Source organism: Micromonospora sp. NPDC049102, from assembly GCF_043197485.1.
Lineage (GTDB): Bacteria > Actinomycetota > Actinomycetes > Mycobacteriales > Micromonosporaceae > Micromonospora.
This window is the reverse complement of sequence record NZ_JBICTE010000012.1, coordinates 117795-143792: the sequence shown is the minus strand read 5'-3', so window position 1 is coordinate 143792 and position 25998 is coordinate 117795. Positions and strand designations below refer to the sequence as shown.

Sequence of the window (25998 nt, the reverse complement as noted above, 5' to 3'; positions counted from 1 at the left end):
TGATCAGCGGGGGTGGGTGGGGAGGTGGACGGTGAAGGTCGAGCCTTTTGCCGGTTGGCTCTGGACTTCGACCGTGCCCTGGTGGGCCTCTACCAACTTGCGGACTATCGCCAGGCCCAGGCCGCTGCCGCCGGTCTGTCTGCTGCGGGACCTCTCCGCCCGCCAGAAGCGGTCGAAAACCCGGGGCAGATGCTCGGGGCTGATGCCGCTGCCCGTGTCGGCGACGGCGATGATCACCTGTCCGTCGGCCGCCCGGGCGCTGATCGTGACGCTGCCGCCGGCCGGTGTGTGGCGTACCGCGTTGCCGACCAGGTTGCCGACGGCCTGACGCAGCCGCACCGGGTCCGCGTACACCTGCGGATCGCTGTCGACCCGCAGCGCGAGCGTCACGCCGGCACGGCCGGCCTGGACGCGGTACGCCTCCGCGACCTGACCCAGCAGGTCGGCGAGGTAGACCGTCTCGGGGTGCAGTCGCAGCGCGCCCGCGTCCGCCTCGGCGAGGTCCTGGAGATCGGCGATCACGTGTTGCAGCAGTGTCGCCTCCTCCAGCAGCGAGGACACCAACCTCCGGTCCATCGGGGCGACGCCGTCCTCGGCGGCCTCCAGCCAACCCCGGATGGTGGTGACCGGCGTCCGTAGCTCGTGGGCGATGTCGCTGACCATGGCGCGGCGGAGCTGTTCGAGGTGTTCGCGCCGCTCGGACATGTCGTTGAACGCCTCGGCCAGCCGGGCGATCTCGTCGCGGCCGGTGACGCGGACGCGGGCGGCACCGTCACCGTCGCGCATCCGCTGGGCCGCGCCGGTCAGCGCGTGCAGCGGCCGGGTCAGCCGGACACCGGCCAGCACGGTGACGCCGACGGTCACCAGCAGCACGAGTCCGGCGACCGCCGCGATGCGGGCCTGGTTGGCCCGGGACAGGTCGAAGGTCGTGGTGGGGCGACCGCCCGGGTCGCTGACGAACAGGGTCGCCGCCGGGGCGACGTACGGGAGGAGCTGCTCCCGCCGGCTGGTGCCCACGCAGGCGTTGACCGCCTGGCCCTGGTCCTGGTCGACCTCGGTGACGTCCCGACGGCTGTCCGCCGCGGGGGCGGACCGCGTCGTCCAGGTCCAGTCCAGGGCGACGTTCACGGGGGCGATCTTGCGCCGGGCCAGGCAGGTGTTCACCAGCGCGTTGAGCTGTGCCAGCGCCTTGCGTTCGGTGGCCGTAGGGGCCGCCAGCTCCTCGCGTACCAGACCGCAGCTGGGGTCGTTGGGGTCGGTGCCGGGAGTGGCGATCCGTGGTCGGCCGGTGGCTCCCTGCTCGGCGACGGCCGCGATCCTCGCCCGCACCCGCAGGCACAGGACGGCCTGGTCCGCCCGATCGTGCAGCGTCTGGCGCTCGTTGGGCGGGAGCAGGTACGGGCCGGCGGCGCGGGGGTCGATGCGCGCGGCGTCGACGGCTGCGGGGGATCCCGGGGTCAGGGCGGTGTCGACGGCGAGCGCGTCGATGGTCGCGGACGGCTTCGTGGGTAGCGGGCCGGCCTGCGGTGCCGAGTCGGCGAGCGGCGCACCCGACTCGGTGGTCAGGGTGATGCGCCGGCCGACCTGCTCGGCGAGTGGTTGGAGGGTGGCGTCGACGCCGTCCCAGCTCGGGTGGGTCGCCGCGTAACCGACCAGGGTGTCGTAGATGCGGGCGTCGTCGGCGAGCGCCTGACCCTGTTCCTGCCGGATCGCCCCGGTCGTGGTGCGAACGGCCAGCCAGGCGGTGGCCGCGATCGAGCCCACGGCGATGAGGACGGCAAGCGCGAGCAGCCGGAGCAGCAGGCTGCGGTGCAGCGGCACCTCACGCCGCATGGTGGCTCTCCTCGACGAGTTTGTAGCCGACGCCGTACACGGTCAGCAGCCGGGTCGGTTTACGCGGGTTCGGCTCGATCTTCCGGCGCAGGTTCATCACGTGGACGTCGACGGTCCGGCCGGTGATGTACCTGTCGAAACCGTGCAGGTAGCCCAGGAGTTGGTCACGGGTGAACGCCCGTCCCGGCTGGGCGGCCATCGCCTGGAGCAGTTGGAACTCTCCGGGCGTGCAGTCGACCTGTCGTCCGTCGGCGCGTACCTCGTGGCGGACCGGGTCGACGTGCAGCGTGCCGACCCGCAGCACCGGGTCGGCCGTGCGGGCCGCCCGTTGGCCACGGCGCAGCAGTGTCCGCACCCGGGCCACCAGCTCGCGAGGGCTGTACGGCTTCGTCATGTAGTCGTCGGCGCCGAGGTCGAGGCCGAGCAGCAGGTCTTCCTCGGTCGTGCGGGCGGTCAGCATGAGCACGGGCAGGTCGGACTCCCGCCGCAGGATGCGGCACACGTCCAGGCCGTCGACCTTCGGCATCATCACGTCGAGGATCAGCAACTCCGGTGGGTCCTGGCGAACCTGCTCCAGGGCGGCCCGCCCGTCGCCGACGACGACGACCGTGTGCCCCTCGCGTTCCAGGTAGCGGCGGACCAGTTCGGCCTGCTTCTCGTCGTCCTCGGCTATCAGCACCCGCGCGGTCACGGCAGCGACTGTACGGGGCGCCGGCCCCCGCAGGTGCTGCCCGTGACCTGGGGCTACGGAATGAGCATCGGTTCCTGACAGGTCTCTGACAACTTCCCGTGAGGCTGCCGGCATGACGAACGCACCACGACGCGTCGGGTTCGCGGCGCTCACCCTCCTCGCCATGGTTCTCGCCGGTTGTGGCGGTGAGAAGTCCGACGCCGGGGGCACGGCCGACGTCGCTTCCCTCGCCACCGGCTCCGCCGCGCCGAGCGCGTCCGCCAGTGCTGCGGCTGCGGCGGCGGCCGGGCGCCCGCAGTTGCGCCTGGACATGAACGAGGACGAGAAGCAGCGGCTCTGGAACACGTACAACTACTGCCTGCGCGACCACGGGGTCAAGGAGAACAAGGAACGTTCGGCCGGGGCACCCAAGGGAAGCGGCATCATCTCCCTCGACCAGAGCGGTGAGCCGAAGGCGGCGTACGTGGCGTGCGCCGACAAGCTCCCCCTCCAGCCGCCCGAGCTGGACGAGGAGAAGAACCCGAACTACGTGATCCAGTGGAACGACTACGTGCAGTGCCTGCGCGGGCGCGGCATGAAGATCCACTCACTGCCGGACGGCTCCGGCTGGACGTACGACGACGTCGAGGACGCGACGGGCGGTCTGGTGGGCGCCGCGTACGACAAGGCGGACAAGGAATGCACGATGGAGGCGTTCCGTGGCAAGAAATAAACTGGCGATGGCGGCCCTGGTGACGGTGACGCTGGCCGTCGCCGGCGCCGGCGTCACGGTGCTGACGCTGCGGCGTGCCGGCGCGGACGACGCGGCGAGCGCCCCGCCGCCGTTGACGACGACGACGGTCACCCGTACCGACCTGTCGGACAGCCGGTCGCTCGACGGCACGTTGGGGTTCGGCCCGGAGCGCGTGGTCAAGGGCACGGGCGAGGGTGTCGTCACCCGCCTGCCGAAGGTCGGTGACACGGTCGCCCGGGGCAAGCCGCTCTACTGGGTCAACGACCAGCCGGTACCGGTGCTCTTCGGCAGTGTCCCGCTGTTCCGCACGCTCGACAAGCCCGGTCTCGTGGGCAGCGACGTGCGCGTCGTGTCGGACAACCTGGCCGCGCTCGGCTACCAGACCGGCACGCGGCCGACCCGGGCCAAGGACGGCGCGAAGATCCCCGCGGGGCAGTCCCTGCTGACCGACACCCTGGTGGCCGCGATCAAGAAGTGGCAGCAGTCGCTCGATCTGCAACCCACCGGCCGGATCGAGGTCGGGCGGGCCACGGTGCTGCCGGGACCGGTCCGGATCAGCGCGGTCAAGGCCGTGACCGGTGACCCCGCCGCCGGCGAACTCCTGGCTGTCACCGAGAAGGTCAAGCTGGTGACCGTCGCGGTGGAGGCGACCGAGGTCAGCAGTATCCGGGTGGGTGCCACGGTCACGATCACGCTGCCCGACACGACCGAGAGCCCCGGCCGGGTCGCCTCGATCTCGCACACCGTCGACGGCGGCGGCCCGGACGCCGGGGGTGGCCAGGCCAGCCCGCCGAAGGTGAACGTCCTCGTCACACCCACCAAGGCGGCGGACGTGGCGAAGCTGGACGCGGCGTCGGTCCAGGTCACGTTCACCACGAGCACCCGCAAGGGCGTGCTGGCCGTACCGGTCGGCGCGCTGGTGGCGCTCCGCGAGGGCGGGCACGCCCTCCAACTGCCCGAGGGCGGGCTGGTGGCCGTGGAGACCGGGATGTTCTCCCGAGGGCTGGTCGAGGTCAGCGGTAACGGCGTCACCGAGGGACTCACGGTGGTGACCGCCGCGTGAGCACCGTCATCCCGTTCCCGGTCCGGAACGCGCCGACCGAGGTGATCCCGGCGTACGCCGAACCGGTCCTGCAACTCGACGGGGTGAGCCGGACGTACCCGGGTGGCGTCACCGCCCTGGACGACGTCTCGCTGACCGTCCGCGCCGGAGAACTGCTCGCCATCGTCGGACCGTCCGGTTCCGGCAAGTCGACACTGCTGAACATCATGGGCACCCTCGACCTGCCCAGCAGCGGGCGGGTACGCGTCGCCGGGCAGGAGGTCACCGACCTGTCCGACCGGCGGCTCTCCGCGCTGCGGGGCCGGTGGCTCGGCTTCGTGTTCCAGCAGTTCCACCTCGTCGGCGGGCTCGACGCCGCCGAGAACGTCGCCACCGGGCTGCTCTACGCCGGCGTACCCCGTCGTCGCCGTCGCCGCACTGCCGTCGACGCGTTGGCCCGGGTCGGCCTGGCGCATCGGGTCGACCATCTGCCGCACCAGCTCTCCGGCGGAGAACGCCAGCGGGTGGCGATAGCGCGGGCGCTTGTCAACGAACCGGCGCTGGTCCTGGCCGACGAGCCGACCGGGGCCCTGGACACCGCCAACGGCGAGGCGGTCCTGGCGCTGCTGCTGAGTCTGCACGCGGAAGGCACGACCATCGCCGTCATCACCCACGACCGGGATCTCGCCGCTCGTACCCCTCGACAGGTGGACATCCGCGACGGACGGATCGTCTCCGACACGCGTGACAGGACGCCCGCATGAGCACACCGACAGCGGCACCCGGCGGCCGACCGCCCAGGCTCGCCCCGGGGGACGTACTCCGGCTCGGTCTGCTCGGGCTGACCAGCCGGCGGATGCGGGCGGTCCTGTCCGCCCTGGGCATCTCCATCGGCATCGCCACGATGATCGTCGTGGTGGGAATCCCCGCGTCCAGCCAGCGCGACCTCATGGACCAGCTCTCCGCGCTCGGCACCAACCTGCTGCGCGCCGAACCCGTACCGGATCAGGACCCGCCCGTGCTGCTGCCGGAGGACTCCGTCGCGATGGTGCAGCGGATCGGGCCCGTGGAGACGGTGAGCGCCGTCGCGAACACCCACGTGATGGTCCGCCGCAGCGACGTGATGGACCGGTACGACACCTCGGGACTCAGCACCCTGGCGACCCGACCGGACCTGCTGGACACCGTCAACGGCCGGGTCCGTGCCGGCCGGTTCCTCGACGACGGCACGGCTCGGCTGCCGACGGTCGTCCTCGGCTACGTGGCCGCGAGCCGGCTCGGGTTCGCCACCGTGGACCCGGCCCAGCCACCGCAGGTGTTCATCGGCGAGCGGTGGTTCACCGTGATCGGCGTACTCGATCCGCTGCCCATCGCCCCCGACCTGGACCGGTCGGTGCTGGTCGGCTGGGACGCGGCCCGGGACCTGCTCGGCTTCGACGGGCATCCCACCGTGGTGTACGTGCGGGCCCGCGAGAACGCGTTGGAGGACGTCCGGGCCGTGCTGCCGGCCACCCTGAACGCGCAGCTGCCCGGCCTGGTCCAGGTCAGTCGCCCCTCGGACGCGCTCGCCGCGAAACGTGCCACCGAGAACACGTTCTCCGCGCTGTTCCTCGGTCTGGCCGCGGTGGCGCTGCTGGTCGGTGGGATCGGGGTGGCCAACACCATGGTCATCTCGGTGCTGGAGCGTCGCCGGGAGATCGGTCTGCGCCGGGCGCTCGGCGCGAACCGTGGCCAGATCCGGGTGCAGTTCCTCACCGAGTCGGTGCTGCTGTCCGTGCTCGGCGGGGCCGCCGGTGCGGTCCTCGGCGTGCTCGCGACCGTCGGCTACGCCGGCTACCAGGGCTGGCCGCCGACGATTCCGATGACGTCCGTGCTGGGCGGCATCGCCGGTGCCCTGCTGGTCGGGATGGCCGCAGGCGTCTACCCGTCGATCCGGGCCGCCCGGCTCACTCCCACCGAAGCGCTCGCCGCCCCGTGATCAGCGCTCCCGCTGGGCGCGCCAGCGGGAGAGGGCCAGGGTCGCCGAGTAACCGGCCAGGACGATCACGTGGAACAGGTACAGCCACAGGAGCACCGCCACGCCCGCGCCGATCGGGTCGAAACCACCGAACGGTGTGCCCAGGTCCAGCGGAAGGGATGCGAACAGCACGAAGCCGTGCAGGAACCCGGAGAGGTTCGCGGCCGTGAACGACCCGATCCCGAGCGTGGAGAGCCAGTCCGGCGACGCCGGCCCGACCACCCGGAACACCCACACCAGCACCGGTGTGAGAACCAGCCAGACCGCCAGGAACGACAGCACCACACCCAGCACGCCGACCCAGCCACCCTGACGGACCAGGCGGGTGGTGAGCGGCAACGCCAGCAGGATCGACAGGAGCAGGGCGGGAGCCGGCGCGAGCAGCGGCAGCAGCAGCAGCCGGCCCCGCCAGCCCACCAGGTGCTCGTCGCTCCGCGGCGCCGCCACCGACACGAACGCCCGGCGCAGCCCCTCGCCGTAGAGCGACGCCGGCAGCAGTGAGGCGAGCGCCAGCAGCGGGGTCAACTGCACCCCGGCGTCGACGAGCGCGGCCACCGCCCGGGGCGCACCGATCGCCGTCGGCAGAGCATCCACGGCGTACGAGGTGAGCCGGCGTACCCGATCGGCGCCCGCGAGCAGCGAGGTGAGCCAGAGGGCCAGCAGCGCCACCGGAACCACGGCGATCGCCCCGTAGAAGGTGATCGCGGCGGCGTGCAGCGACAGGTCGCGCCCGCGCACGGGACGGAACGCGGCGCTGATGATCCGTTTCGCGCGCTGCCATCCGTTGCCCATCGGCTCCTCCTTCCCTGTCGCCGGGGCGGTCACTCCTTAAGATCGCCGGTCATGACTGTTGTCACCACCGAACGTCTCATCCTGCGCGACTGGACCGACGAACCGGCGGACCTGGCCCGGATCTACGACATCTACTCGCGCCCGGAGATCACGCGTTGGTTGGGCGTTTCACCGGGTCTGCCGATGGTGGAGCCGGGTCAGGCCGCCGAACGGCTGCGGTTCTGGCAGGAGCGGCACGCCGGCGACGGCGGACGGTACGGCACCTGGGCGATCGAGGTACGCGACACCGGGCGGGTGGCCGGAACGATTCTGCTCAAGCCGCTGCCGGGGCGCGACGAGACACGGCGTACCGACGACATCGAGGTGGGCTGGCACCTGCACCCCGACTCGTGGGGGCAGGGCTACGCCACCGAGGCGGCCCGGGCGCTTCTCGCCCGGGAGTTCGCCACCGGTACCCCGGAGATCTACGCGGTCGTGTCGCCGGGCAACGAGCCGTCGATGGCGGTCTGCCGACGACTCGGCATGGCGCACGTGGGCCGGCGCACGGACTGGTATGGCGGCGAGGAGTTGGAGACGTTCGTCCTGACCACGCCGGACGGCTGACCCCGCCTCCGCTTCGCGCGGAACCACCTGCCGAGCCGCACACCGCGTTGAGCCGTATACCTGTGGGTCATATTTATGGGTCTTGTGACGTGTTTGTGGGTGGTTGGGCGCGTCGTTTATGGCGCACGCCGTTGTCCTGCCTAGGTTCTGGCTTGTCGAAGGTCAGAACTTTTGGGGGCGGGAGAACGGCGTGCGTTCTGCCAGGGTATGGGCTGGGCTGCTCGGGGTCGAGCAGGCGGTGGTCGAGGGTGTGGAGTTCGATCCGGTCGAGTCGGTGGTGGTGGCTCGGGTGCGGGTGCGCAAGGGCGCGTCGCGGCGGTGTCCGCATTGCCGGCGGCGGTGTGCCCGCTATGACGCCGGGGTGCGGCGGCGGTGGCGGGCGTTGGATCTGGGGACGGTCCGGGCGGTGATCGAGGCGGACGCGCCCCGGGTCTCCTGTCGGGTGCATGGGGTGGTCGTGGCGGCGGTGCCGTGGGCGCGTCACGGGGCCGGGCATACCCGGGCCTTCGATGCGACGGTGGCGTGGTTGGCGGTGCATACCGCGAAGTCGGCGGTGTCGCAGTGCGTGACGGAGTCTGGCGCACGTCGACCCGGTCCGGCAGCGAGGGCGACTGCGTCGAGGTGGCGGGGTTCGCCGACGTGATCGGCGTACGCGACAGCAAGGACCGGCAGGGGCCCGTGCTGACCTTCACCGATTCGGTCTGGTCCGACTTCGTCGCGGCGACCCGCGCACGTCAGTTGAACACTCGCCGCTGAGCCGCCCGCGCCACCCGGTACGTCAAAAAACTCGGCCTTTGGAGGGCACCTCGCCTCCAAGATCTGTCGCAGGGCCGGGTCTGGAGGGCAGCGACGATGCCTTCTACGTGGAGGCGGTGTTCGACGGTGCCACCGTCGTCGCCGTTGACGATGAGCGGCTGTGCGTATGGGACCTCGCTACCGGGAAGCTGGTGCTCGCCACCGACCCGGACGACATTCCCCGCCGAGCGGGCCGCCTCGTCAGCCTCGCGGTCGGCGTCGGAGTCGCGGTCACCGGCACCGAAGGCGGTTACCTGCTGCTGTGGGATCTGGCTGACGGCAGGCAGTTGGCCAGGACCGCCGCCCACAGCGGAGATGTCTTCCAGGTGGCGATCAGTGCGGGCGATGGGCCGGCCGTCCTGAGCCTCGGCGGCGAGGACACCGATTCCATGAACCTGTGTTTCCACGACCTCGACGGCCTGCGCCGCACCGGTGAGGTGGCCGTGGCCGGGTCTACGACGTGCGGCGGCTGGACGGTGCTCGACGGTCAGCGGCGCGCGGTGACCGTCGGCGATGGCCTCCTGAGCGTGTGGGACGCCACCGCGGTCCAGCCAACAGCGCAGTTTCCCACCACCACAAACCCGTACGACGCTCCGGTGTTTCTCGCCGGCGGTGCCTGGGTCGTGCTCGGCGAGTGGCGTGCGCTGCGGATCATCGATCTGCGGGACGGCACCGTGCACGGCACGATCCGGACCGACTTCACCCAGCGTGTCGGTCAGGTCGCCGTGCGCGGCTCGTTGCTCTTCGTGGCGCAGGCGGGCAGCACCGAGGGCCGGACCAACCTTCTCGAACTCGCCGACCCACTCCCACAGGACGACTCGGACCGGCCTTACTTCCAAAACGCCGTGATTTCCGGGATCGGCGGACGGCCCGTGGTCGTCGCCGTGGACAAGGGGGGCGTATTCGAGATCGCCGATGCCGCGGATGGCAGCGGGCTCGTAGGACCGGCTGGTGAACGGCGGATCGTCCAGCGGGCTGCGGGCGGCTATCCGCGACTGGTCTCCACTACCGTTGCCGGCCGCGACCTGCTCGTCGTGATGGACCGCCTCAGGCCGACGATAGTCGACCCGGCCACCGGCGAGATCCACACCGCGCCCGAGCCGCCGCTGACACCCGCTGTGCTCCACGAGGTCGCCGCGCGCGGTGGCGTCATTGCCGCGATCAACCTTGGCGGCCTCCTCGCCGTTTGGGACGCCGCCACCCTGACCCTGCGGGCCTCCGTCCGACTGGAATCGCGGGAGACGACCTCATTGGCGCTTGTTGACCTTCACGGCCGCACCGTCGTGCTGACGGGCACCGATGCGGGCGGCTTCCGCTGGTTCGACAGTGCCGACCTGACCGAGCTGGAACCGCCGGGCCGGTTCGCCGAGCGGACCGGCCGAACCGCCCCGGAGGGTTGGGACTGGCCGGGGCCAGCCGCCGTCAGGCGCTTGCACGTCCTTGGATCAGCCGTGCTCAGCGTCGTCGGCGGCACGGTCACCTGCGCCGACATCGCCACCGGGGAGTCGGTCGGCCCAGCTCTGGCGCATCCCGGCACGGTCGACGCGATCCTGCCGGTGGTCCTCGACGGCGTCCCGGTGGTCGCCACCGCGGGCACCGACCGGGTCCTGCGGCTCTGGGATATCGGGACCGGCAGCCTCATCTGGTCGGTAGCGCTACCCGAGCAGGTTCACCGCATCCTCTCGGTCACCGCCGACCAGGTCGTCGTCCACACCAGTGGGTACGTGATGGCTGTCGGTCCGCTGACCGTGCTTCCGTCCGCCTGAGCGGACGTGATCGCCCCCGCTTCGTGTGTGTGGTCCGCAGATCCTGGACAGTTGCCGTTGAGGCCGAACGGAAACTGTCCAAGATCTGCACGCGCCGTGCTGGATGCAGCAGCTGATTGGTGGCGGACTCGGTGTGCGATGACGTGCTGCGCGGGCTGCGGTGGCTAGGCTGATCTGAGCAGGATGGTCCGCTGAGGGGGTGAGCCCAGATGGCCCAGGCAGCGTTCGCGCCGGAGCCGGCGCCGCAGCACACCGAGCCGTCGTTCGACGTGCTGCGGTGGCACGACGAGCCGTGGACCGCGCAGCTCGCCCTCGACCTGTTGCCGGAGACCAACGGCCCCAAGGTTGAGGTCCGGAGCGGAAGCGTGATCGTGACACCACATGCCGGGTACGACCATCAGGACGCGGAGTTGGACCTCGCGTTCCACCTCAAGCAGGCAGCCCGCCGGGCCAAGCTGTGGCTCTATCTTGAGACGAACGTCGTCTCGGGTCAGGACCTGTTCATCCCGGACATCGTCATCCTCGACGCTCCGGGCGGCGGTCGAACGACCATGGAGATCAACCACGCCGTGCTTCTCGGGGAGATCGTCTCTCCCAGTCACCGGCGCAAGGACATCATCGACCGGCCGCGCGAGTACGCCGCCGCCGGCGTGCCGTTCTTCCTCCGGGTCGACCTGCGCAATCGGGTGCCCACGATCGCCTTGTACGAGCTGACCGAGGGGGAGTACCGGCCGGTGGCCGCCGCCGCGGCCGGGACGCGCTTCGTCATGCGGGAGCCGTTCGAGTTCTCCATCGATCCGGCCGACCTGCTCGGCGAGGAAGCGGTCCCAGAGGAGCCTGGCACCTCTTGATCGACACGAGTTTGGCGAGGTGGGGGTGTCCTGCTGTCGAGATACCCCCAGGTCGGCGATGTGGTGTCGATCAAGGGGCCCCAGAGGCCGGCGGGGAGGGCTGAGGCTCCCAGCGGGCGTACAGCGGCGGTGGGGGAGAATGGCGTCGTGACTTCCCCCCGCGACCTCGTCCTGCTCGGGTCCACCGGTTCGATCGGCACGCAGGCCGTCGACATCGTCCGGCGCAACCCGGACCGGTTCCGCGTGGTGGCGCTCGGCGCCGGTGGCGGCAACGTCCAGCTGCTCGCCGCGCAGGCCCTCGAACTGGGCGTCGAGGCGGTCGGGGTGGCCAAGGCGTCCGCCGCGCAGGACCTGCAACTGGCGTTCTACGCTGAGGCGAGCCGTCGGGGCTGGGCCACCGGCGACTTCAAGCTTCCCAAGATCGTGGCCGGCCCGGACGCCATGACCGAGCTGGCGCAGTGGCCCTGCGACATCGTGCTCAACGGGGTGGTCGGCTCGCTGGGCCTCGCTCCTACGCTGGCCGCTCTGCGCGGTGGTCGTACCCTCGCGTTGGCCAACAAGGAGTCGCTCGTGGCCGGCGGCCCGCTGGTCAAGGCCGCGGTGACGCGGCCGGGGCAGATCGTGCCGGTCGACTCGGAGCACTCGGCGCTGGCCCAGTGTCTGCGCTCCGGGTCGCGCGGTGAGGTGCGGCGGCTGATCGTCACGGCCAGCGGCGGCCCGTTCCGGGGGCGGCGGCGCGACGAGTTGACGCAGGTCACACCGGAGCAGGCGCTCGCGCACCCCACCTGGAACATGGGGCCGGTCGTCACGATCAACTCGGCGACCATGGTCAACAAGGCGCTTGAGGTGATCGAGGCACACGAGCTGTTCGACGTGCCGTACGCCGACATCACCGTGATGGTGCACCCGCAGTCGGTGATCCACTCGATGGTCGAGTTCGTGGACGGGTCGACGATCGCCCAGGCCAGCCCACCGGACATGCGGCTGCCGATCGCGCTGGGCGTCGGCTGGCCGGACCGGGTGCCCGAGGCCGCCACCGCCGTCGACTGGACGGCGTCGCACACCTGGGAGTTCGCGCCGCTCGACGACGAGGCGTTCCCGGCCGTCGCCCTCGCCAAGGCCGCCGGGGAGGCTGGGCGGTGCCGCCCGGCGATCTACAACGCGGCGAACGAGGAGTGCGTGGCGGCCTTCGTCGCGGGCCGACTGCCGTTCCTCGGCATCGTCGACACCCTCGAGCGGGTGCTGGAGGACGCTCCGGACTTCGCCGAACCAGGTACCGTCGGGGACGTGCTCGCGGCCGAGTCGTGGGCGCGCGCGCACGCGCAGGAGTTCATCGCGGGTTCGGTGGAAGGAGCTTGATGTCGTACCTGCTCGGGGTGGTCCTCTTCGCCCTGGCCATCCTCATCTCGGTCAGTCTGCACGAGGCGGGGCACATGCTCACCGCCAAGATGTTCGGGATGAAGGTGACGAAGTTCTTCGTCGGCTTCGGCCCCACCATCTGGTCGTTCCAGCGCGGTGAGACCGAGTACGGGCTCAAGGGCATCCCCCTCGGCGGATTCTGCAAGATCGTCGGGATGACCCCGCAGGACGACGACGTCGAGCCGGGCGACGAGCCACGGGTGATGTGGCGTTACCCGGTCTGGAAGCGGACGATCGTGATGGCCGCCGGGTCGATCACGCACTTCGCGCTCGCGCTGGTCACCATCTGGATCCTCGCCGTCTCCGCCGGCCTTCCCAACCCGGACTTCCCGACCACCGACGCGCAGGCCCGCCAGGAGCCCGCCGTCATCCAGCTCAGCGACTGCGTGGTGCCGGAGAACGCGGTCCGGGCCTGCACCTCCGCGGACGCCCCCAGCCCGGCAGCCCAGGCCCAACTCCGCGACGGCGACCGGATCACCTCGATCAACGGCACCCCGATCGGCAACTACGGCGAGCTGTTGACCACGCTGCGCGCCCTCAAGCCGGGGGAGACCACGCAGATCGCGTACGTCCGCGACGGGCAGCCTGGCACCACGAGCACCGTGCTCGCGCAGACCCAGCGCCCACCCCTGGACAACCCCGAGGGCGCCGCCGGGCCGGTGGCCGCGCTCGGTGTCGGCCTCGTCCCCAGCACCCCCACCCGCGTCACGTACGGGCCGGGGGGCGCCTTCGGGGCGACCGCCAACTTCACCGGTCAACTCGCCGTCGGCACCGCGCAGGCGTTGCAGCGCATCCCGCAGAAGGTCCCCGCCCTGTGGACCGCCCTCACCGGCGGCGAGCGGGACGTGGACACCCCGATCAGCGTGGTCGGCGCCAGCCGGCTCGGCGGCGAGGCCGTCCAGAACAACGCCTGGCTGGTCTTCTTCATGCTGTTCGTGTCGCTGAACTTCTTCATCGGCGTGTTCAACCTGCTGCCACTGCTCCCGGTCGACGGCGGCCACATCGCGGTCGCCTGGTTCGAGCGGGTCCGCTCCTGGCTCTACGCCCGGATCGGCCGAGCCGACCCGGGCCGGGTCGACTACCTCAAACTGATGCCCTTCACGTACGCGGTGATCCTGATCGGTGGCGCGTTCACACTGCTCACCATCGCCGCGGACGTCGTCAACCCGATCACGCTCTTCTCAAGGTGAGTGCCTGAAGTGACCGCTATCAGTCTCGGTATGCCCGCCGTGCCGCCCCCGCCACTGGCTCCCCGCCGGGCCAGCCGCCAGATCATGGTCGGCTCGGTGCCGGTCGGTGGCGGCGCGCCGGTGTCCGTGCAGTCGATGACCACGACCCTCACCTCCGACGTCAACGCGACCCTTCAGCAGATCGCCGAGCTGACCGCATCCGGCTGCCAGATCGTCCGGGTGGCGGTGCCGTCCCAGGACGACGTCGAGGCGCTGCCCGCGATCGCCAGGAAGTCGCAGATCCCGGTGATCGCCGACATCCACTTCCAGCCCAAGTACGTCTTCGCCGCCATCGACGCCGGCTGCGCGGCCGTCCGGGTCAACCCGGGCAACATCCGGCAGTTCGACGACAAGGTCAAGGAGATCGCCGCAGCGGCCTCCGCCGCCGGTACGCCGATCCGCATCGGCGTCAACGCGGGCTCGCTCGACAAGCGGTTGCTGGCCAAGTACGGCAAGGCCACCGCCGAGGCGCTCGTCGAGTCGGCGCTGTGGGAGTGCTCGCTGTTCGAGGAGCACGGCTTCCGCGACATCAAGATCTCGGTCAAGCACAACGACCCGGTCGTGATGATCCGGGCGTACCGGCAGTTGGCCGAGCAGTGCGACTACCCGCTGCACCTCGGCGTCACCGAGGCCGGGCCGGCCTTCCAGGGCACCATCAAGTCGGCGGTCGCCTTCGGCGCGCTGCTCGCCGAGGGCATCGGCGACACCATCCGGGTGTCGCTCTCCGCCCCGCCGGTCGAGGAGATCAAGGTCGGCAACCAGATCCTGGAGTCGCTGGGCCTGCGCGAACGGGGTTTGGAGATCGTCTCGTGCCCGTCCTGCGGGCGTGCCCAGGTGGACGTCTACAAGCTCGCCGAGGAGGTCACCGCCGGCCTCGAAGGGCTGCCCGTGCCGCTGCGGGTGGCCGTCATGGGCTGCGTCGTCAACGGTCCGGGCGAGGCCCGTGAGGCCGACCTCGGCGTCGCGTCCGGCAACGGCAAGGGCCAGATCTTCGTCAAGGGTCAGGTCGTCAAGACGGTGCCCGAGGCGCAGATCGTGGAGACGCTGATCGAGGAGGCGCTGCGCATCGCCGACGAGATGGGCGCCGAGCTGCCCGAGGAGCTGCGCGGGCTGGTCACCGGCCCGACGGTCACCGTGCACTGAGCCAGTTCGAAGAATGCGCGCCGTTCCCCCTCGGGGAGCGGCCCGCATTCGTTCTGGCGCGTCTCACTCTGATTCGGCGAGGATCGCGTACAGCTTGCGCCGGGTCTCGTCGAGCACCTGGGCGGCCCGCTCACACTGGTCGTCGGTGCCGTCCATCATCACCTGACGCAGGGCGTTCATCGCCTGCGCGCCGGAGTCGTGGATGTCGTGCCAGCTGCTCACGGTGCCCTGGGCGACGTCCGCCCAGGCGGGCGTCTGCGCGGCGGCGGTGGCCTCGGCCTGACCGGCCTCGGTGACGGTGAACCGCTTGCGTCCGCCGCTGGACTCCTCGGCGGTTTTTCGCCATCGCCGCCGACACCCGCGCCGGCTACCTCACCCTGATCCTGACCACGGCGGCGGCGTCGCTGGCCGCAGCGGCGATCTCCGTCCGGCTGCCCACTGTCGCGCCCGTCGCCGCTCCCACGCGCGGACCCCGACTGGTCGCCCTGCGGGATCGCCCGTTCCTCGCCTCCACCCTGCTCGACGGGCTGATGTCCATGCACTTCAGCCTGCTCACCCTCGCCCTGCCGCTGTGGATCGCCGGGCACACCATCGCACCGGTCTGGATGATCTCGGTGTTGACGCTGGTCAATACCGCGATGGTGGTGCTCCTACAGGTACGGGCGGCGCGCGGCGCCGTCACCCTGCCGGGAGCCGCCCGCGCGTCGCGCCGGGCGGGCGCGGTCATCGCGCTGGCCTGCGTACTCTTCGCCGCCAGCGGCGCCCTGCCCACACCGGGCGCCATCTGCCTGCTCTGCGTCGGATCGCTGGCGCACGTCATCGGGGAGCTGCGGCACTCCGCCGGCGGCTGGGGGATCTCCTGCGGGCTGGCACCGGCCGACGCGCACGGGCAGTACCAGGGGACGTACGGCATGGGTTACGAACTGGGCAAGATGCTCGCGCCCGTCGTGGTGACCAGCCTCGCCCTCGGTTGGGGCGTACCGGGATGGCTCGTGCTGGCCGGGCTGTTCCTCCTGCTCGGTGCCCTGGTGCCCCCGGTCGTCCGGTGGGCGGGCCGAACCCGACCGACCAGCGCGGTCACCGAACCGGCAACGTCTGAGACCGGGCTCGCCACTCGGCGGCGGGGTGGGGGGTCGATCTGGCAGGCTGGTAGGCGTGCTGACGGTGCCGGTACGGCAACTGGGGGAATCGGAGCGCCGCGCGGTCGAGCGCCTGCTCGACCGTGACCCGTTCGCGGGCGCGCAGGTCGCCGAGCGCATCGCCGCGCGCGGGCTGTCCTGGTGGCGGGCCGAAGGGCGAATCCTGGGGTACGGCGCCCGGCGTAACCTCGAATCACTGTGCTGGCTCGGCGGCAACCTGACGCCGGTGCTCGCCAACGACGCCGCCGTGTCGGCCTTCGCCGACCTGCTCGCCGGCGAGGAGAGGCTGTGCTCCTCGATCGTCGGCCGCGCGGACGCCGTCCTCGCCCTCTGGGACCGGCTCTCCGGCACCTGGGGTCCGGCCCGCGACGTCCGCCCCAACCAGCCGCTGCTGGCCACCGACACGACGCCGGCCGTGCCGGCCGACCCAGAGGTACGCCGCGTCCGCTCCGGCGACGTCGACCGACTCTTCCCGGCGGCCGTCGCCATGTACACCGAAGAGGTCGGCGTCTCCCCACTCGCCGAGGACGCCGGCCGCAGCTACCGCCGCCGGGTCAACGACCTGGTCCGCGCCGGCCGTGCGTACGCCCGCTTCGTCGACGGCAAGGTCGTGTTCAAGGCCGAGTTGGCCGTCGTGACCAAGCGGACCGCCCAGGTCCAGGGCGTCTGGGTCGCGCCGGAATGGCGGGGCCGGGGCATCGCTGCCGGTGCCATGGCCGCGGTGGTACGCGACGCGCTGGTCCGGGTCGCTCCGACGGTCAGCCTGTACGTCAACGACTTCAACCTGCCGGCCCGCCGGGTGTACCAACGTTGCGGCTTCCAGCCGGTCGGCACGCTCGCCACGGTCCTCTTCTGAACGGTCGCGGGTACGTCGATGGCCGGCACCCCGGGTGGGGTGCCGGCCATCGGTTTGTCTTAGCTGTTCCAGTGCTGGGCAACCAGGTCGGTGGCCTGCTGCTCCCACTGGGCGTACGCGTCGGGGTAGGCGGACACCTGTACGGTCTGGGCGGCGTCGGTCAGGGGCATGTCCTGCCAGCCGTCGACCTGCTTGAGGCCCTTGAGGAACGCCGTCGTGGAGTACTCCGGGTTGGTGATCTGCTCCGGCGTGCCCCAACCACTGGTGGGGCGCTGCTGGAACAGGCCCAGGGAGTCGTGGTCGTTGGCGTCGCCGAGGTGGCCCAGGTTCTCCAGCTTGGACTCCTGCAGGCTCGTGGCGATGGAGATGACCGCGGCCCGCTCGGGCAGGCCGGCCTTCTTCGTGGCCGCGATGATGGCCTTGACGTTGGTCCTCTGCTCGTCGTTCAGGGTGATGTGCGACTGGTCGCCCTGCGGCTTCGGTGCCGCAGTCTGCACCGTCACGGCGGCGGGCTTGGCATCGACCGGAGTGGCGGCGTGGGCGGCGATCGGGCCGGCGAACACACCACCGGCGAACGCGAGACCGGCAACGGACAGCATGCTCTTGCGGAAGATCGTGTTCATGGGGGTAGCTCCTTCGGGGGTCGGAAACACCCACACACCTGCTCGGGGGGATCGGGTGACGTGGGGGTCAGCACCTCGTCCGGGCGCTTGAGAAGTCTCGGGTCGGCGGCCTGCGAGCGGGGGGGCTCGTGGCGCCGGGACCGGGTGTAACGACCGGCTGACCGGGGTCATTCCCGGGGGGCCGTGGCGCCTACGGGGCGGGTTCCTCGGCGGCCGGTCCGTGTGTAACGACCCGGTGGCCGGGGCCATTCCCGCAGGCGGCCGGCTCGTGCGACGAGCCGGTGGTCCTGCGATCGTCCGGATGTGTAACGACCCCCGGCCCGCCACGATTCCGGCCGGCGGGTGCAGCCGGTCACCACGAACGCCCCACAAGCCGACATAACGCTCGGGCGACGCGATCGAGCGCGTTGATCAACTCCGGATCGCCGAACTTGGGGCATCCGGGACCGGTCGATAGCCCCAGATCGGCGAAGTCGTGTCGATCACGTCAATGCGGGGCGCGCGGGTCTCGCGTCCCCGTGGTCGGGCGCATCGGGCATCGCGGATGTCCTGCTCAGGGGCGGGTAAATCGGTTGAGGGGACAGGGCCGCTGCCGGCACGCTGGGTGTTCCGCCACCCACGTCCGGAGGAACTCCGATGCGCCTGCTCCGTGATCTGTGGGCCACCTCGCCACGTCGCCTCACGCTCGTGGGCGTCCTGATCGTGCTCGGCGCGGCCGGTCAGGCGGGCGCGTCCGCGCTCGCCGGCGCGGTGCTCGTACACCGGTCGGCCACGTCCTTCACGATCCTCGCCGCCGCGTTGGCCGCCGTGGTGCTCACCGACCTGGTGGTGAGCCTGCTGATGGCGGGGCTGACCGCCGACTGGTCCGCCGACGTCCGTCGGCGGCTCTGCCGCGTCGCGCTCGGGCAGGATCTGCCGAGCCTCGAGACCACCCCGGTGGGTGAGCTGCTGGACCGCATCGACGGTGATGTCTACCAGGTGGCGTCGGCGGTACGGAACCAGGGCTCGCGCCTCGCCCAGGGGCTCTGCGTGGGACTGCTGTCGATGGTCGTCGCGCTCGTCGTGTGGTGGCCGGCCGGAACCGCGATGCTGCTGCTGACGGTGGTGCTCGCGGTGGGTCTGCGCCGGCCCGCGGCACGGATCGGCCCGGCCCGGATGGCCGAGGAGGAGGCCTGGTCGGACCTGGCGGCCGTGATGGAGGAGGCGGTGCACGGCCAGGACGACGTACGAACCAGCCTGGCCCAGCCGTACGTGCTGCGGCTGTACGCCCGACGGGCCGCCACCGTGCTGTCCCGCGGCCACCGGGTCTGGGTGCTCTCCGCCAAGGTGGCCACGGTCGCCACCGCGACGATCCGGGTGGGCGTCGGCGCGGTGGTGCTCGGCGGAGCCTGGGCCCTGGCCACCGGTCGGGTCGACGCCGCCCGGCTCACCGCCATCTGGCTGCTCGCCCTGGCCTTCGGGGCCACCGCGGAACATGTCAGCCGGATGGTGCCCGAGCTACAGGAAGCCCTCGGTGCGTGGGCTCGCGTGCAGTTGCTCCAGAAGGCCCGGCAGGAGCCGGTCGGCGGGGCCGCCCCGGTCGAGGGTGACCTGCGCATCCGGGACCTGACCTTCGGGTACGAGGTCACCGGGCCGGAGAGCGGGCGGGGTCCTGCCCTGCGCGGGCTCAGCCTCACCTTCGCGCGGGGCCGCTCGTACGCCCTGATCGGGCGTACCGGTTCGGGTAAGTCGACGTTGGCGAAGGTGCTCACCCGGGCGGTGGACGTGCCGCCGGGCACCGTCTTCCTCGGCGGCACGGACCTGTGCGACCTCGACGTCGAAGAGCTGCGACGTTGGGTGGCGCTGGTGCCGCAACGCACCGAGATCCTGGCCGGAACGCTCGCCGAGAACGTCGCCCTCTACGACCCGGAGCTGCTCGACGCCGCCGCCCGGGCGCTCGACGAACTGGGCCTGGCCAGCTGGATCGCGGAGCTGCCCGACGGGTTGGCGACCCGACTCGGGGAGGGTGGGCACGTGCTCTCCGCCGGCCAGGAGCAACTGGTGGCGTTCGCCCGGATCCTGGTCCGTGACCCGCACGTCGTGATCCTCGACGAGGCCACCGCCCGGTTGGACCCGGTGACCGAGGCGCGCGTGCAGCGGGCCACCGAACGGCTGCTGCGCGACCGCATCGGCATCGTCATCGCGCATCGGCTCTCCTCGGTGCGCCGTTGCGACGAGGTGGTGGTGCTCGCCGACGGCGCGGTGGTCGAGGCCGGTCCGTTGGAGTCGTCGACGCGTTTCGCCGAGCTGCTGGCAACCAGTCACGCCGCCGTGTACGCGGGCGGACCGACGGCGTTCCACCCCGGCGGCGGCACCGACCTTCTGACCGGCCCGAACACGATCGGCGCGTACGCCGCCGGTGGTGCTGCTCCGGTCGAAGCGGAGGTGGCGGGCGAGCGGGTGCCGGGGGCGCGTACCGAGCCGCCGCCGTTGCCACCGACGCCGCGGGCGCGCACGTTCCGGGAGATCATCCGGCTCTGCACCAACGACCCTCGCTACGGGGCGGTCGCAATCGTGCTGTTCCTCGGGCTCAGCCTGCTCGGGCTGGACGGACCGCTGCTGCCGTGGCTGTGGGCCGACCTGGTCGACGGGACCGGCAGCCCGTACCTGCCGGCGCTGGGCATCGTGGCCGGACTGCTGGTCACCCTGCCGCTGCCGTTCTACACCCACGTGTGGTTCCCGCACTGGTGGGTGCGGCAGATGCTGCGGATCGGTCTGCGGTTGGTGCACGGCCAGACCGGCCCTCGCCGGGTCAGCTCGCACACCCCGGCGGAGGTGGTGGCGCAGGGTGGCGACACCGAGCGGGTGGTACAGCTCGCCGACAACGTGCTGGACCAGTCCGTGGCGGTGGTGCTGGTGGTCGCCATGACGGCGGTCACCGGCAGCGTCGTGCCCGGGCTGTTCTTCTTCGGCACGATGGTCGTCTCCGGCCTGGCCGCGACGTTGTTCGGCCCGAAGTTGGAGCGCGCGGCGCGGGCGACAGTGGCGGCGCGCGCCGCCTTCGCCACCGCGCTCGTCTCCGCGCTCTCCGCGGCCCGGACGGTCAAGCTCGCCGGCGCGACGTCGGCGGTGCTGCGGCACCTGGCCGACCTCGACGTGCTGCGCAGTGACCGGCAGCGGCGGGAGATCGCGGTGCAGGTGTGGTCCCGCTCGACGCCGTCGGTGGCCAGCGGGCTGCTACCGATCGGCGCGTGGGCTCTCTACCTGGGCGGTGACCTGTCGGCCGGTGCGGTGCTGGTGGCCGTCTCCACGCTGGGCGCGGCCCGGTGGTTCGCCTGGACCACCGCGTCGTTGATCTCCCAGCTGCCGTCGGCGCGGGTCTGGACCAAGCGGACGGTGGCGATGACCGGCGTGGGGGCGTACTCGGCGGGCGTGCCGGCGGTGGATCTGGCCGGCGGGACGGCGCCGGCGCCGGCGTCGCCGCCCCGGCGCCCGCTGCGCCGGTTGGAGCTGCGCGGCTTCTCGGTGGTGCACTCCGACGGCACGGTCGCCGTGCGCGACGTGGACCTGACGGTCCAGCGCGGGCAGTTGGTGCTGGTCGTCGGGCCGGTCGGGTCGGGCAAGTCCTCGCTGCTGCGGGCCCTGGCCGGCATCGTCCACCACACCGGCGAGCTGTCGTGGAACGGTGACCCGGTCACCGAGCCCGAGCTGTTCCTCCGCCCCAACCAGGTCGGTTACGTCGGTCAGCTGCCCCGGGTGCTCTCCGGGACGGTGGCCGACAACATCGCGCTCGGCCATCAGGTGGACGCGGCGGGCGCGGTCAGTACGGCACAGCTCGACCACGATCTGGCCGCCGCCGGTGGGGGACTGGGTCTGCTCATCGGGCACAAGGGCACCCGGCTGTCCGGCGGGCAGCTTCAGCGGCTGGCCCTGGCCCGGGCGCTGGCCCCGCGTACCGAACTGTTGGTCGCGGACGATGTGTCGTCGGCGCTCGACGTCACGACGGAGCTGGCGCTGTGGCAGGCGCTGCGGGCGCACGGGGTGACCGTGGTGGGGTCCACCGCGAAGCGCGCCGCGCTGGTCCGCGCCGACCACGTGGTGGTCCTGCGGGCCGGCTCGGTGGCGGCCCAGGGCACCTGGCGGGAGTTGGAGGGCGAGTGGTCGCACCTCGCCGGCTGAGAGCCGGGTCGGGCGGCTGCCGGTGACGGCAGCCGCCCGCGAAGGGTTCCCGATCAGGCGCGGGCGTACTGGGCGGGGCCGTTGTACGCGACGCCGAGCTTTCCGGCGGCGCGGCGCGGCCAGTACGGGTCGCGCAGCAGTTCCCGGCCGAGCAGCACCAGATCGGCCTCGCCACTGGCGATGATCTGCTCGGCGTGCTCCGGCTCGACGATCAGGCCGACCGCGCCGGTGGGTACGCCGGCCTCGCGGCGGATCTGGGCGGCCAGCGGCACCTGGTAGCCGGGGCCGAGCGCCGGGATGCGCTGCTCGGTGCTGACGCCACCGGTGGAGGTGTCGACCAGGTCGACGCCGACGGCGGCCAGCTCACCGGCGAGCACCACGCTGTCCTCGATGGTCCAGCCGCCCTCGACCCAGTCGGTGGCGGAGATCCGGGTGAGCACCGGCACGCTCTCGCCGACCACGGCGCGTACCGCGCGGGCGACCTCCAGCGTGAGGCGCATCCGGCCGGCCCGGTCACCGCCGTAGGCGTCGGTGCGGTGGTTGGTCAGCGGCGACAGGAACTCGTTGAGCAGGTATCCGTGCGCGGCGTGCACCTCCACGGCGGCGAAACCGGCGGCGAGAGCGCGCTCGGCGGCGGCGGCGAACGCGTCGACCACGCCGGCGATGCCCGCCGCGTCGAGCGCGGTCGGCGTCCGGTAGGTGGGGCTGAACGGCTCGGCGCTCGGGGCGACGGGCGTCCAGCCGCCCTCGGCGTCCGGCACCCCGCCGTTGCCCGCGTCCCACGGCCGGTAGGTGGAGGCCTTGAAGCCGGCGTGTGCGAGCTGGACGGCCGGCACCGCGCCGTGCGCGGCGACGAACGCGGTCACCGGCCGCCAGGCGTCGACGTGTGCGCCGGACCACAGCCCGGTGTCCTGCGGGGAGATCCGACCCTCGGCGAGTACGGCGGTCGCCTCGGTCAGCACCAGCCCGGCCCCGCCGATCGCGCGGGTGCCGAGGTGCACGAGGTGCCAGTCGGTGGGCAGGCCGTCCGGGCCGGCGGAGTACTGGCACATGGGCGCCATGGCGATGCGGTTGGGCAGGGTGACCCCACGCAGAGCCAATGGCGTGAACAGGGAACTCATGACGTCATCCTCTCGGTACGGCGACGGACCCCGCTTACGAGGGGTCCGTCGCCGTGGTGAACGGGTCAGGCGGGTACGGGGTTCAGCTCCGGTCGCGTGTCGGCGGCCACCGGCTCCGGGTCGGTGAGGCCTCGTCGACCAGCCGACTCGTACGCGGCCCGGTCGAGGGTGCCCTCCCGGGCGGCGACCACCGTCGGCACGAGCGCCTGCCCGGCCACGTTGGTGGCGGTGCGCATCATGTCCAGGATCGGGTCGATGGCCAGCAGCAGACCGGCCCCGGCCAGCGGCAGGCCCAGCGTGCTCAGGGTGAGCGTGAGCATCACGATCGCACCGGTCAGCCCGGCGGTGGCCGCCGAGCCTACCACCGAGACGAAGGCGATGAGCAGGTAGTCGGTGACGCCGAGCTGCACGCCGAAGACCTGGGCGACGAAGATCGCGGCGAGGGCCGGGTAGATCGCGGCGCAGCCGTCCATCTTCGTGGTGGCGCCGAACGGCACCGCGAACGAGGCGTACTCGCGGGGGACGCCGAGGCGCTCGACGGACCGCTGGGTCACCGGCATGGTGCCCACCGAGGAACGGGACACGAAGGCCAGCTCGATCGCGGGCCAGGCGCCGGCGAAGAAGCGCAGCGGGTTGAGCTGGCCGGCGAGGACCAGCACCAGCGGGTAGACCACGAACAGCACGATGGCGCAGCCGACGTAGACGGCGGTGGTGAACTTCGCGAGCGGGGCCAGCAGGTCCCAGCCGTACGAGGCGACGGCGTTGCCGATCAGGCCCAACGTGCCGATCGGGGCGAGCCGGATGACCCACCAGAGGGCCTTCTGCACGATTTCCAGCAGCGAGCGGTTCAGCGCCACGAACGGTTCGGCGGCGTCGCCGACCAGCAGGGCCGCGGCGCCGATGACGACGGCGAGGAAGACGATCTGCAGGACGTTGCCCTCGACGAACGCGCCGACCGGGTTGGTGGGCACGATGCCGGTGAGGAAGTCCGTCCACGAGCCGGTCTTCTTCGGTGCCGCAGCGCCACCCAGGTCGAGGGTCACGCCCCGGCTGGGGTCGACGAGCAGGCCGAGGCCGATGCCGATGCTCACCGAGATCAGCGCGGTGATCCCGAACCACATGAGGGTCTTGAGGGCGAGCCGGGCGGCGTTGGCCACGCCGCGCAGGCTGACCACGCTGACCACGATGGCGGTGAAGACCAGCGGCGGGACGGCCAGCTTGAGGAGCTGGACGAAGAGGGAGCCGATGGTGTGCAGGGTGGTGGTCAGCCAGCTCACGTCGTTGGCGCGGGCCAGGAAGCCGAGCGCCACGCCGAGCACGAGGCCGAGCAGGATCTGCACGGAGAAGGGGATTTTTCGCAGGCCGAAGGGCATGGGATGTCCAATTGTCCGTTGTCTGGGCGGGGTAGGCGTGTGGAGGCGGCTACGCCGGACAGACGCCGCTGGCCTGCAGTCGGAGATCGACATACAGGCGGACGGTGAGGCCCCAGACATTGGTCATCGTCAGCCGACGATACGCCGATCAGCCCGATCTGCAAGCTGCAGATGCGCGTGACGCTCCTTACAGGCTTTGCCTGCGGCAAGTCAGGGCCAGGGCCGTGCCGGTCGCCACGCCCCAGAGCACCGCGAGCCCGAGGACCACCCGCTCCACCACGCCGACCAGGGAACCCCGGCCGACCACGAGCATGGCCAGTCCGATCGTGGCGCACAGCGGCAGGGCGAGCGCCGCCGCACCGGCCGCCAGCCGGCGTACCACCGGTCCGGCCGGCCCGGACACCGCCAACGCGACCATGGCGAGGACCGCCGCCGCCGTCGCCGCGATACTCGCGCCACCGTGCACCAGGTCGGCCACCGTGGTCCGCTCGAACGGCGGCAGCGGGCAGCCGGCGGAGCAGGTCACTGCCCCCGACACCGCCGTGAGCACGGCACCGGCGGCGAGCAGCGCCGCCGCGACCCGGACCCCGGGCGGCAGCGCCGCGGCGATCAACAGCAACGCGCCGGCCAGGGCGAGAACCCCGATCCGGTACGTCACGGCGTGCGCGCTGCCGGCGATGCCCGCCTCGCTCACGTACCCGGTGAAGCCCGGACCGGGACCGGCGACGACCGCGACCGTCACCGCGGCAGCCCCGGCCACCGCGCTCCCGGCTGCGGCGGACGCGGCGACCCGGCGGGCGACGTCCCCGCGGACGGTGGGCGTCGTCGCGGTGCCGGCCCGACCCCGGTCAGCCACGCCCGTGCGGCGTCGTCCAACCGGACTCGTCGGGCCCCAGTGGCACGATGCCTGTCGGGTTGATCTCCCGGTGGGTGCCGTAGTAGTGCCGCTTGATGTGGTCGAAGTCCACCGTCTCGCCGAAGCCCGGGGTCTGGAACAGGTCCCGGGCGTACGCCCAGAGCACCGGCATCTCGGTCAGCTTGTCGCGGTTGCACTTGAAGTGCCCGTGGTACGCCGCGTCGAAGCGGACCAGCGTGGTGAACAGCCGCACGTCGGCCTCGGTGATCGCGTCCCCCATCAGGTAGCGCTGCCCGGCCAGCCGCTCGGACAGCGCGTCGAGCCGGGCGAACAACGCCCGGAACGCCTCGTCGTACGCCTCCTGCGAGGTGGCGAAGCCGCACCGGTAGACGCCGTTGTTGACGTCGGCGTGGATCTCGGCCATCAGCGCGTCCATCTCGGGGCGCAGCGCGACCGGGTACAGGTCCGGCGCGTCGGGGGCGTGCAGTCGCCGCCACTCGGTGGAGAAGTCGAGGGTGAGCTGCGGATAGTCGTTGGTCACCACCCGGCCGGTCAGGGTGTCGACGAGCGCCGGAACGGTCACCCGGCCGGTGTAGTCCTCGTCGGTGGCCAGGTACGCCTCGGAGAGGAAACGGACGCCGAGGACCGGGTCGAAGCCGTCCGGGTCGAGGGCGAACGCCCAGCCGCGCTCGTCCCGGATCGGGTCGACGGTGCCCAGTGAGATCGCGTCGTCCAGCCCGAGGAGCCCACGTACGATCCTCGCCCGGTGCGCCCAGGGGCACGCGCGGCACCAGATGAGCCGGTAGCGGCCGGCCTCCAACGGCCAACGGTCCTGCTCGTCCGGACCGCCACCGGGAGGTGCGGTCGAGTCGGCGGTGACCCGACCGGTGAACCGGTTGGGCTGACGGACGAAATCGCCGCCACGGCTGGTCTCTGCGCTGAACTGGGCCCGGGCCAT

General features: G+C 71.9%; 22 protein-coding genes and 2 pseudogenes. 15 read left to right on the top strand and 9 right to left on the bottom strand.

Annotated features, from left to right (window positions below; translation table 11 throughout):
* Positions 1-3: 3 nt before the first annotated feature.
* A complete protein-coding gene (locus ACGFH9_RS15005) occupies positions 4-1833 on the bottom strand; it encodes a sensor histidine kinase (protein ID WP_393218971.1) in 1830 nt (609 codons plus the stop codon).
* On the bottom strand, positions 1823-2524 hold the full coding sequence (locus ACGFH9_RS15000; protein WP_393218968.1) for a response regulator transcription factor: 702 nt from the start codon (positions 2522-2524) through the stop codon (positions 1823-1825). The genes ACGFH9_RS15005 and ACGFH9_RS15000 overlap by 11 nt, the downstream gene beginning before the upstream one ends.
* 112 nt (positions 2525-2636) lie before the next feature.
* On the opposite strand from ACGFH9_RS15000, the gene ACGFH9_RS14995 reads away from it, so the two are divergent.
* Genes ACGFH9_RS14995 through ACGFH9_RS14980 form a run of 4 tightly spaced genes read left to right on the top strand, consistent with a single transcriptional unit; the run spans position 2637 to position 6277 of the window.
* Entirely contained in the window at positions 2637-3236 is a 600-nt protein-coding gene (locus ACGFH9_RS14995) for a hypothetical protein (protein ID WP_393218965.1), read from the top strand.
* Positions 3223-4320, top strand: a complete 1098-nt coding sequence (locus ACGFH9_RS14990; RefSeq protein WP_393218962.1) for an efflux RND transporter periplasmic adaptor subunit — start codon at positions 3223-3225, stop codon at positions 4318-4320. Before ACGFH9_RS14995 ends, ACGFH9_RS14990 begins: the two co-directional genes overlap by 14 nt.
* A gap of 44 nt (positions 4321-4364) precedes the next feature.
* Entirely contained in the window at positions 4365-5063 is a 699-nt protein-coding gene (locus tag ACGFH9_RS14985) for an ABC transporter ATP-binding protein (RefSeq protein WP_393219052.1), read from the top strand.
* Positions 5060-6277: an ABC transporter permease gene (locus tag ACGFH9_RS14980; RefSeq protein WP_393218959.1), complete on the top strand. Its 1218-nt coding sequence runs from the start codon at positions 5060-5062 to the stop codon at positions 6275-6277. The genes ACGFH9_RS14985 and ACGFH9_RS14980 overlap by 4 nt, the downstream gene beginning before the upstream one ends.
* Here ACGFH9_RS14980 and ACGFH9_RS14975 read toward each other — a convergent pair whose 3' ends face one another.
* Positions 6278-7108 carry a YhjD/YihY/BrkB family envelope integrity protein gene (locus ACGFH9_RS14975; protein WP_393218956.1) on the bottom strand — a complete coding sequence of 277 codons (831 nt, stop codon included), beginning with the start codon at positions 7106-7108 and terminating at the stop codon, positions 6278-6280.
* Positions 7109-7159: 51 nt separating this feature from the next.
* Here ACGFH9_RS14975 and ACGFH9_RS14970 point away from each other — a divergent pair, with 51 nt between their 5' ends.
* The 8 genes and pseudogenes from ACGFH9_RS14970 to ispG all read left to right on the top strand — a co-directional run bounded on the left by ACGFH9_RS14970 (position 7160) and on the right by ispG (position 14914).
* A complete protein-coding gene (locus ACGFH9_RS14970; protein WP_393218954.1) occupies positions 7160-7711 on the top strand; it encodes a GNAT family N-acetyltransferase in 552 nt (183 codons plus the stop codon).
* A 190-nt stretch (positions 7712-7901) separates the two neighbouring features.
* Positions 7902-8273, top strand: a pseudogene (locus tag ACGFH9_RS14965) (transposase family protein); the annotation flags it as partial.
* Complete coding sequence (locus ACGFH9_RS14960) at positions 8273-8467, top strand: DUF397 domain-containing protein (RefSeq protein ID WP_393218951.1); 195 nt, start codon at positions 8273-8275, stop codon at positions 8465-8467. The pseudogene ACGFH9_RS14965 and the gene ACGFH9_RS14960, both read left to right, overlap by 1 nt.
* Positions 8468-8574: 107 nt before the next feature.
* A complete protein-coding gene (locus tag ACGFH9_RS14955; protein WP_393218949.1) occupies positions 8575-10272 on the top strand; it encodes a hypothetical protein in 1698 nt (565 codons plus the stop codon).
* 209 nt (positions 10273-10481) lie between these two features.
* A complete protein-coding gene (locus ACGFH9_RS14950; RefSeq protein WP_393218946.1) occupies positions 10482-11123 on the top strand; it encodes a Uma2 family endonuclease in 642 nt (213 codons plus the stop codon).
* Positions 11124-11270: 147 nt separating this feature from the next.
* On the top strand, positions 11271-12482 hold the full coding sequence (gene dxr / locus ACGFH9_RS14945) for a 1-deoxy-D-xylulose-5-phosphate reductoisomerase (RefSeq protein ID WP_393218943.1): 1212 nt from the start codon (positions 11271-11273) through the stop codon (positions 12480-12482).
* On the top strand, positions 12482-13732 hold the full coding sequence (locus tag ACGFH9_RS14940) for a M50 family metallopeptidase (RefSeq protein WP_393218940.1): 1251 nt from the start codon (positions 12482-12484) through the stop codon (positions 13730-13732). The genes dxr and ACGFH9_RS14940 overlap by 1 nt, the downstream gene beginning before the upstream one ends.
* 9 nt (positions 13733-13741) lie before the next feature.
* Positions 13742-14914 (top strand): flavodoxin-dependent (E)-4-hydroxy-3-methylbut-2-enyl-diphosphate synthase, encoded by a 1173-nt coding sequence (ispG, locus tag ACGFH9_RS14935; protein WP_393218937.1) that lies wholly within the window; start codon positions 13742-13744, stop codon positions 14912-14914.
* Positions 14915-14977: 63 nt separating this feature from the next.
* On the opposite strand, the pseudogene ACGFH9_RS14930 reads toward ispG, so the two are convergent.
* Positions 14978-15250, bottom strand: a pseudogene (locus tag ACGFH9_RS14930) (PadR family transcriptional regulator); the annotation flags it as partial.
* 194 nt (positions 15251-15444) lie between these two features.
* Here ACGFH9_RS14930 and ACGFH9_RS14925 point away from each other — a divergent pair.
* Together ACGFH9_RS14925 and ACGFH9_RS14920 are read left to right on the top strand one after the other, a co-directional pair.
* Positions 15445-16140 (top strand): hypothetical protein, encoded by a 696-nt coding sequence (locus tag ACGFH9_RS14925; protein WP_393218934.1) that lies wholly within the window; start codon positions 15445-15447, stop codon positions 16138-16140.
* Positions 16070-16909 carry a GNAT family N-acetyltransferase gene (locus ACGFH9_RS14920; protein ID WP_393218931.1) on the top strand — a complete coding sequence of 280 codons (840 nt, stop codon included), beginning with the start codon at positions 16070-16072 and terminating at the stop codon, positions 16907-16909. The genes ACGFH9_RS14925 and ACGFH9_RS14920 overlap by 71 nt, the downstream gene beginning before the upstream one ends.
* A 59-nt stretch (positions 16910-16968) precedes the next feature.
* Here ACGFH9_RS14920 and ACGFH9_RS14915 read toward each other — a convergent pair whose 3' ends face one another.
* Positions 16969-17532: a hypothetical protein gene (locus ACGFH9_RS14915; RefSeq protein ID WP_393218928.1), complete on the bottom strand. Its 564-nt coding sequence runs from the start codon at positions 17530-17532 to the stop codon at positions 16969-16971.
* 636 nt (positions 17533-18168) lie between these two features.
* Between ACGFH9_RS14915 and ACGFH9_RS14910 the strand changes: the two genes are divergently transcribed.
* Positions 18169-21690, top strand: a complete 3522-nt coding sequence (locus ACGFH9_RS14910; protein ID WP_393218925.1) for an ATP-binding cassette domain-containing protein — start codon at positions 18169-18171, stop codon at positions 21688-21690.
* A 53-nt stretch (positions 21691-21743) separates the two neighbouring features.
* Here the strand turns inward: ACGFH9_RS14910 and ACGFH9_RS14905 are convergent, their stop codons facing one another.
* The 4 genes from ACGFH9_RS14905 to ACGFH9_RS14890 form a co-directional block, all read right to left on the bottom strand.
* Positions 21744-22811 (bottom strand): NADH:flavin oxidoreductase/NADH oxidase, encoded by a 1068-nt coding sequence (locus ACGFH9_RS14905; protein WP_393218922.1) that lies wholly within the window; start codon positions 22809-22811, stop codon positions 21744-21746.
* 65 nt (positions 22812-22876) lie between these two features.
* Entirely contained in the window at positions 22877-24172 is a 1296-nt protein-coding gene (locus ACGFH9_RS14900) for a dicarboxylate/amino acid:cation symporter (protein WP_393219049.1), read from the bottom strand.
* 199 nt (positions 24173-24371) lie between these two features.
* Complete coding sequence (locus ACGFH9_RS14895; protein ID WP_393218919.1) at positions 24372-25040, bottom strand: DUF998 domain-containing protein; 669 nt, start codon at positions 25038-25040, stop codon at positions 24372-24374.
* Positions 25033-25998, bottom strand: a complete 966-nt coding sequence (locus tag ACGFH9_RS14890) for a glutathione S-transferase family protein (protein ID WP_393218917.1) — start codon at positions 25996-25998, stop codon at positions 25033-25035. The genes ACGFH9_RS14895 and ACGFH9_RS14890 overlap by 8 nt, the downstream gene beginning before the upstream one ends.

Coding starts and splice junctions, on each gene's coding strand:
- ACGFH9_RS15005 (WP_393218971.1), bottom strand. CDS start 1,833: ATGCGGCGTGAGGTGCCGCTGCACCGCAGCCTGCTGCTCCGGCTGCTC.
- ACGFH9_RS14995 (WP_393218965.1), top strand. CDS start 2,637: ATGACGAACGCACCACGACGCGTCGGGTTCGCGGCGCTCACCCTCCTC.
- ACGFH9_RS14980 (WP_393218959.1), top strand. CDS start 5,060: ATGAGCACACCGACAGCGGCACCCGGCGGCCGACCGCCCAGGCTCGCC.
- ACGFH9_RS14975 (WP_393218956.1), bottom strand. CDS start 7,108: ATGGGCAACGGATGGCAGCGCGCGAAACGGATCATCAGCGCCGCGTTC.
- ACGFH9_RS14970 (WP_393218954.1), top strand. CDS start 7,160: ATGACTGTTGTCACCACCGAACGTCTCATCCTGCGCGACTGGACCGAC.
- ACGFH9_RS14950 (WP_393218946.1), top strand. CDS start 10,482: ATGGCCCAGGCAGCGTTCGCGCCGGAGCCGGCGCCGCAGCACACCGAG.
- ACGFH9_RS14940 (WP_393218940.1), top strand. CDS start 12,482: ATGTCGTACCTGCTCGGGGTGGTCCTCTTCGCCCTGGCCATCCTCATC.
- ACGFH9_RS14925 (WP_393218934.1), top strand. CDS start 15,445: ATGTCCATGCACTTCAGCCTGCTCACCCTCGCCCTGCCGCTGTGGATC.
- ACGFH9_RS14915 (WP_393218928.1), bottom strand. CDS start 17,532: ATGAACACGATCTTCCGCAAGAGCATGCTGTCCGTTGCCGGTCTCGCG.
- ACGFH9_RS14910 (WP_393218925.1), top strand. CDS start 18,169: ATGCGCCTGCTCCGTGATCTGTGGGCCACCTCGCCACGTCGCCTCACG.
- ACGFH9_RS14905 (WP_393218922.1), bottom strand. CDS start 22,811: ATGAGTTCCCTGTTCACGCCATTGGCTCTGCGTGGGGTCACCCTGCCC.
- ACGFH9_RS14890 (WP_393218917.1), bottom strand. CDS start 25,998: ATGGCCCGGGCCCAGTTCAGCGCAGAGACCAGCCGTGGCGGCGATTTC.